Origin of the sequence: Rubritalea tangerina (assembly GCF_042683245.1) — a bacterium.
Classification (GTDB): domain Bacteria; phylum Verrucomicrobiota; class Verrucomicrobiia; order Verrucomicrobiales; family Akkermansiaceae; genus Rubritalea; species Rubritalea tangerina.
In genome coordinates, this window is the sequence record NZ_JBHUJB010000053.1 from 1 (window position 1) to 6,326 (window position 6,326).

The window sequence follows — 6,326 nt, forward strand, 5'->3', positions numbered from 1 at the left end:
TGGTTTGTCCTTGGTTCATATTAATGAATTAGGACACCCCCTGCCTAGGATTTTGGGGAAGCTCAATTTAGCTTTTTCTTCAACACTCCATACCAGCTTTCTTTGGTAGGTTCTGTTGATAGTGTATTTATTGTTGCAATATTGAGAGAAAACGGTGGTGATAGGCACACCCGACACTGTAGCAATGCTGTTCATATGACGAACCTCTACTCAATTTAGGGGAGTGTAGGAACAATTTTTTTAAGTTACCGTATTATATTTGTTAGGTTTAATCTACCATGCAGCTCTATTACCCCAAAGTACTGTAAAATATGGTTACAGAATGACGAAATATTGATACTTTTTAGGTCTTAACTACCACCTGGCCGGTAATGCCAAGGGCTTAAATGATCCAGAGTGTACCGGATACTGTGTATAGGTTTGATGCGATCTCTGACCTGACTATAATGGTCTCTGCATCATTGGATCGATTCAACTGAACCGAATGAACAATGCGCGCATCCACCAAATGGCCAAAGATGTGGAAGCGGTGCACCAGCGAGACCCCGACTTTGCGAACGCCAACGACTCACCGGTGGTGGCGTCTGCTCTGAGGCAAATTGAAGTGATTGGTGAAGATCGGAAGGGATTTAAATGGATCCTAGTGGTGATTACGATGTTGGGCACAGGTACTTCACTCTACGGCTTTTCAAAATGGCAGAACGGCGTGCAGAAAATAGACGACTCCATCAAAGAACTAGAGCTTGAAAAACTTAAGTTAGAAGTCGCGAAGCTGAAGGGGGAATAAGCCATCAAGTCAGCCTGCTTGGGCGGCGTGTGGTGACTCAAATGCATGAGGTTTTTGATCTCACCTATTGCTTTATTTCGGTGACCTCTTAGGAGTTCAGCATGTTGCGTGTTTTGCTATTTCTAAGTCTTCTCTGTAGCACCTTAGTGCGTGCCGAGTACATTGTGCTCGAGGCATCGGGCACTATTGATACTGTTCAAAATGATCCAGAAAATAAATACGAAGGAGACCCTTTTACGATAACTGCGATTTACGACACATCTATCTCCGGTGGAGAACATGACCCAATAGAACAAGAGGGGTACTATATGAATGCTATCGTAGCATCATTTGTAGAAATAGGTGATGAAACCTATGCTCTCCCTGGTATTAACCAGCTTGCCAGGAACCACATTTGGACTGAGATCGGAACTCTCTTTAAGCTGCAAATGAAATTGATGGAGCTCGATGAAAGTGATCGCGCCATCGGTGGTTTGAAAGAGAAGCTAAGCGGAAAGGAAATGGAGCTTTCAATCACAATGGTTGACAACAACTCAGCCTATCCACAATCAATTTCCATACCTCGTTTAGCTGATTTGAATAAATATGAATCTAGTAGTATTCAGATTTCATACTACAAGGATAATGCACAGGTTCTATTGTCGGGCGATATTCATCAGCTGACATCGAGTGAATATTCACACTGTATCAACCTCTCTCCAATTCGTTTCACACAATGGAGTCCACATCCCTTATATATTTTCCATGGTACTGTTACCGACATTGATACAACGATACCTGGAATTAATTTTAAGGTGTTTAGATCAACCGATCTGGATGTGTGGACCGATATCTCAGACTCATACGAGCAATTTATGCATCGAGATACGGTAGAGATGAGGTTAGAGTTTGGGTCTACATTTGCTTCCTCAGGAGGAAATTATAAGTGGCCTAAATGGGAAAGCGCTTATTACATCGTACAGCCTAATTTCTATCCGGATCCAGAGGGGACTCGATAAAAGTATCTATAACATTCCTTCATTGACTGATTTATCTTGGTGTCTTGCCGTGAAGGGAGGTAATTATTAGGTTTCTATCGCAATGAGTGTAGTTTCAGCACTCATCATCGCGGTGTTTGTATTGGATACTTTCTATCTGTGGTCTGTGAAGTGGGATTTGGCGAGATAGAGTTTGTCCTTGGAACTAAAGAAAGGCGACCATTGGATGGATCGCCTTATTTGCTTTGGGAGGCGGTTATGTATTTCCGTCCGCTCTATTTTATGCCTTACGCCGGCGGCGGAGTAGCATAAATGTAGCGGCTAAGCCAAGTGACGAAACGGTGCTTGGCTCAGGAACCATAGTAACAGCACTCACCGTAATGTTGTCGAAGTTCATTTCTTCGTGTGAGCCGTTACTGAGAAAGCGTACGCGGATGTCCATAGTCGCTCCAGCTTCTGCGATATCTTTATTCACTGTTTGGAAGGCTTGGTCGAACAAGTTGTTATCAAGGGTTTCATCGCCATCTAGGAAGCCGTTTAGGTTACTATCACGTCCCATGAAGAGTGAGTTACCCACTTCTTGGCGTCCTAGAAAGCGGATGGCTGTTTGGTAGCCTCCTCCATCAATTTGGTAATCCAGCTCTAAAGTACGGTTTGCATCATAGCGGCCAAGAATACCATTAGAGAACGCGACATCAAAGGCTAGGTTATTCCAACAGCTCCGCTGATATCTATGTCTGTGATGGAAAGGAAGCCTTCTCCAGAAGAATATTGGACATCGTTGGCATCCAAATCTTCAAGGGCAATGAAATGGCTGTTGTTGCCAGTAGGGGTTAAATCGAAATATCCGTCGGCTGTAGCTGAAGTTCTGACAATTCTATCATGCACGCCTGTGATGTGGTCCTTAGCTATTGTGAGATTAGCATCGTCAAATAGTTGGTAACCACTTTCGTCACCCTCCTCGAAATCTAGTGTGTAGAATGGTGTTACAGCCTGTAGACATGTTACCGTTGTCAGTGATACAAGAGTGAGAGTGAGAAGTGTCTGTCGCTGATGGGATGGAGAGAATTTAGCTTTCATACTAGCGCGGCGATTAAATCAATGTGTGAGGTCAGTCAAGAGGGTGTGCTTTTCCCCGAGATTGATAGATTTAAAGCTTTGAGTGAGTCGTGAAGATCTATGAGGCCAACTGATGGACCTTGAGGGAGGAATAAGGCATCGCCTCCGCTGGGTCTCGCGGGTGCGGGAGATAAGCTTGGTGTTTTATCGATGGGGGGTGATTCGTTGTTCTCAAAATTTGCATCTGAGGGGAATGGCGTTACTATGGGGGCCTACTCACCTTAGCTACACTACTTATTTGATTATGGATCCTCAAACTATTCTCATCGCTTCTTCCATCGTTCTGCTGGTTTTATTCGCCGTTTGGCGTGGATACGTCGCTCTGAAGCGGTATTCGTGTTGTGGATCCTGTGGTTGCGACCTGATGACGAAGAAGGAGCGCAAGGCGTATGAAGCGCGTAAAAAGGGGAATGCCTAAAGCTATTTTTTCGGTAGTTTGTGGGGGGTATCTCGCTCTCAGTTAGTGTGTTTGATGGGAGGGGGAGATTGTTTGTTGTCATTTTTGTCGATTGGCTTTATGAGCTGTCTCAGAAATCAGCAGCAATTAAATATGAAGAAAGTGCGCCCCCAAAAGTTAGAAGTATTGAGATCCGAGTCCAAGAAGAAGGGCCTAGGCCTAACGACGACACTGGTGGCTCTAGGCGCTTTTACCGGAGCTGCAGATGCTGCATTGACTCTCCATTTAAATCCAGTGGCCAAAACGCTGTATGCCACGGGGACTGACACAGGAGTCACTGGTGGGACATCTTGGGGTGCTGCAGATATTACGTGGCAGCTTTTGGGCACACCAGATACGTATACTTACACTGACCTCTCGGGCTTGTTTACTGTTAGCTCTGGGGCTGTACTCTCAGGCACACAGGCGAACCTCTTCACTGGACCTAATCCCAGCATGGTGCTCGTAGTGAACACGGATGCCAGTGGCAATGCTGCGGTAACGATCGAGGGTACTTCATCGACTGTTTCTTATGCAGGTGCAGCGGCATTTGAGGCAGCAATTGAAGGTTTGGCTGGTGCAGCGATCGCGTACGCTCCTGCGAATGGTGGAAGCGGTTTCAGTGCCATCTCCGTGGTAACGGTACCTGAGCCCACTACCACTCTGCTTCTTGGATTCGGTGGGGTGGTTACATTACTCCGTCGCAGACGCTAGGCTCGGCAGGCCTATGAGGCGATGTGGCTCGTACGGCTGCTGGAGGAGGTTTTTGTTCTAGGCTTGGGGCTGGGGGGAGTCATCGAAATAGATTGACAGAATGAGTAGGGGAATGGTTAGATCTAACTATTCATCAATTTGTTATAAATTGTTTCAACTCCTCATATTTACCTCCTTAAAACATGAAACCACTACTCAAACTCCCGTTGTTCTGTGTCTCAGCAGTTTTGTTGACACCTGTCGTTTACGCGCAAAATGCAGAGAAGCCTGCGGTTGAGGGATCGCAGCAGACGAAAGAGGCTGCTAGAGAGCGGAGAGCGAAGCAAACGCGCAAGGTGGTGTGGGAATACAAGGCTGTACACGTCCCGTATAGTTCGGGCAATGACAGAGAGGCCGAGGCTATTACAGCGAGGGCGAATGAGATGGGAGCGGATGGCTGGAATCTTGTGAGCTCAGTGAAAAGCCACAGTAGTTCCCAGCTTCTCTTACTTTTTAAGAGGCCAAAGATGTAGGTGAGTCATGTTCTGCCCCATTAGGGGAAAGATCTCGTCTAGGGCGGCGACTTGACTTCTCTCTTACAGGCTACAGAGGAGGGCGTGTTGAGAGCCTTACTAAGTGGGCTAGGGGGGGGATGGGAACTCTATTTAATTACTGCGCTCGACCCTGAGGCGCATGAAGCGCTTATTGTTGTTTTGTATCGCTTGGGAGTCTTTGACTTCGACTGAAATATTGCTGTCGGGGTTTATCGTTTCTGAGATATCACCTGAGCCTGATGTCGAAGCTCCATGAGAGCTGGTGGCGATGACTTCCCAAGGTTCGGTGAGCGTGCTACTGGCTTCAACAATATAGATGAGGTCTCGCTTGAGAGGATCTCTGGTGAAAGTGATGCCCAATTTAGCAGGATCACCTTGTTTGATGCGAGGGTCGAGAGGAGTCATCCGGTCTTGTGGGGCTAGGCCGAGAGCATACTTGATGAGGTTCGGAACACCATCTCCATAGGGGCTAGCCAAGTCAGCAGCATCGCCAGTGTTCTCAGTGGTACCATAGTGGAGTTGTCGCCACGCTTTGATGAGCTCCATGGTTGTGACGGTTCTGATAGGCCCAGCGTGTTTACGGCCTCTAACGTCAATTGCTGCGACTCTATAGTGATAGGTGGTATTTGGCTGTAAGTCTGAGAGAGCGACTGCGATGTCTTTGCTATTCTCTCCATCAACAATGGGGGTGGAGGTATCTACTGAACTGCCGAGGGCTTCAGTGAGTCCGTATTCGAAGCTCGTCTCGAGGAGATGCTTGTTAGGGTCGATTTCTCCCATGAGCGTTGCGGATTTGCCTAGTATCTCTTCAGCCTCTTTAGCAATGATTGCTGGAGGAATGAGGGTCTTGAACGACTTTATTGAGCTGGTTGTTGTGCCTTGGTTATTTGTGGCTTTGACCCGGTAGAAGTATGTTGTGTCTGGTTGGAGGTCGGTAAGATCGACTGTGACACTTTTGTAGAATAGGTTATTGGTGACAGGAGCCTTGTATCCGAGTGATTGGCCGAGGCTTTCTGAGGTTCCGTATTCGAAGACAATATTGGATGGGGCACTGACAGTATCGATCCAGAGGGTAGCCCCGAAGGCGGTAATCCTGTAGACAGAGAAATGCTCTGAGAGCTCAGGTGGGGTTGGGGAGGGAGCCGTGGTAAAGGTGAAGTCTTCACTGTACTGGGTGATGCCATCACCGGTAGTGATCATACGGTAGTGGTATGTTGTAGAGGGAAGAAGGCCACTGACATAGGTGCTATAAATGCGACCGCTGGCATAGGCGTTTCCGCTGCTTCCATAGGAGGTGTCGAGCCCCCATTCAAAACGTACGGTTTGACCTGCGGCTTCGTCTTGAATTTGTCCTCTGAGGTAGGCTGAGTTCGTCACAACATCTGTGGCCGTGATGTTGAAAGGTTGGGCTATCTGGGTAGTTTTGAATGTGACAACCCCACCGACAGTCGTTCCTAGGGCGCTTGAGGCCTTAGCTCTGAGGTAATAGGTGGTATCAGGGAGAAGATTTTCTAGGGTATGATAGGTCGTATAACCATTGGCTCTAGGGGACACACCTACGGCTATTTGTTCTGAGGAACCAAAGGCGCTGCTAGTTCCGTATTCTAGGGCCAGGTCCGCTGGGGAACCTCCAGTGAACCAGCGGATGGTAAAGCGAGCGGAATGTGCTCTTATATTATGTGCTGAGGGTCTGTCACGAATGGCACGGACTTAAGCGGTTTTTCGGTGTTTTAAAGTAGTCAGGAAAAGTCGGATAGGCT

Annotated in this window: 8 protein-coding genes; 5 read left to right on the plus strand and 3 right to left on the minus strand. The window is 47.3% G+C overall.

Going from position 1 to position 6,326, the window contains the following annotated elements:
• Positions 1-484 precede the first annotated feature (484 nt).
• Positions 485-787 (plus strand): hypothetical protein, encoded by a 303-nt coding sequence (locus ACFSW8_RS12950; RefSeq protein WP_377178438.1) that lies wholly within the window; start codon positions 485-487, stop codon positions 785-787.
• A 164-nt stretch (positions 788-951) separates the two neighbouring features.
• Positions 952-1,785 carry a hypothetical protein gene (locus tag ACFSW8_RS12955; RefSeq protein WP_377178440.1) on the plus strand — a complete coding sequence of 278 codons (834 nt, stop codon included), beginning with the start codon at positions 952-954 and terminating at the stop codon, positions 1,783-1,785.
• A 259-nt stretch (positions 1,786-2,044) separates the two neighbouring features.
• Here the strand turns inward: ACFSW8_RS12955 and ACFSW8_RS12960 are convergent, their stop codons facing one another.
• Positions 2,045-2,323 carry a PEP-CTERM sorting domain-containing protein gene (locus tag ACFSW8_RS12960; RefSeq protein ID WP_377088626.1) on the minus strand — a complete coding sequence of 93 codons (279 nt, stop codon included), beginning with the start codon at positions 2,321-2,323 and terminating at the stop codon, positions 2,045-2,047.
• 143 nt (positions 2,324-2,466) lie between these two features.
• Complete coding sequence (locus ACFSW8_RS12965; RefSeq protein WP_377178442.1) at positions 2,467-2,844, minus strand: hypothetical protein; 378 nt, start codon at positions 2,842-2,844, stop codon at positions 2,467-2,469.
• 283 nt (positions 2,845-3,127) lie between these two features.
• Here ACFSW8_RS12965 and ACFSW8_RS12970 point away from each other — a divergent pair, with 283 nt between their 5' ends.
• From ACFSW8_RS12970 to ACFSW8_RS12980, 3 genes are all read left to right on the plus strand, one after another.
• Positions 3,128-3,301, plus strand: coding sequence for a hypothetical protein (locus tag ACFSW8_RS12970; RefSeq protein WP_377178444.1), 174 nt, complete (start codon positions 3,128-3,130; stop codon positions 3,299-3,301).
• A gap of 132 nt (positions 3,302-3,433) precedes the next feature.
• Positions 3,434-4,033: a PEP-CTERM sorting domain-containing protein gene (locus ACFSW8_RS12975; protein WP_377088630.1), complete on the plus strand. Its 600-nt coding sequence runs from the start codon at positions 3,434-3,436 to the stop codon at positions 4,031-4,033.
• Positions 4,034-4,215: 182 nt separating this feature from the next.
• Positions 4,216-4,545: a hypothetical protein gene (locus ACFSW8_RS12980; RefSeq protein ID WP_377088631.1), complete on the plus strand. Its 330-nt coding sequence runs from the start codon at positions 4,216-4,218 to the stop codon at positions 4,543-4,545.
• A 132-nt stretch (positions 4,546-4,677) separates the two neighbouring features.
• On the opposite strand, the gene ACFSW8_RS12985 is transcribed toward ACFSW8_RS12980, so the two are convergent.
• Positions 4,678-6,120, minus strand: coding sequence for a fibronectin type III domain-containing protein (locus tag ACFSW8_RS12985; RefSeq protein WP_377088633.1), 1,443 nt, complete (start codon positions 6,118-6,120; stop codon positions 4,678-4,680).
• Positions 6,121-6,326 lie beyond the last annotated feature (206 nt).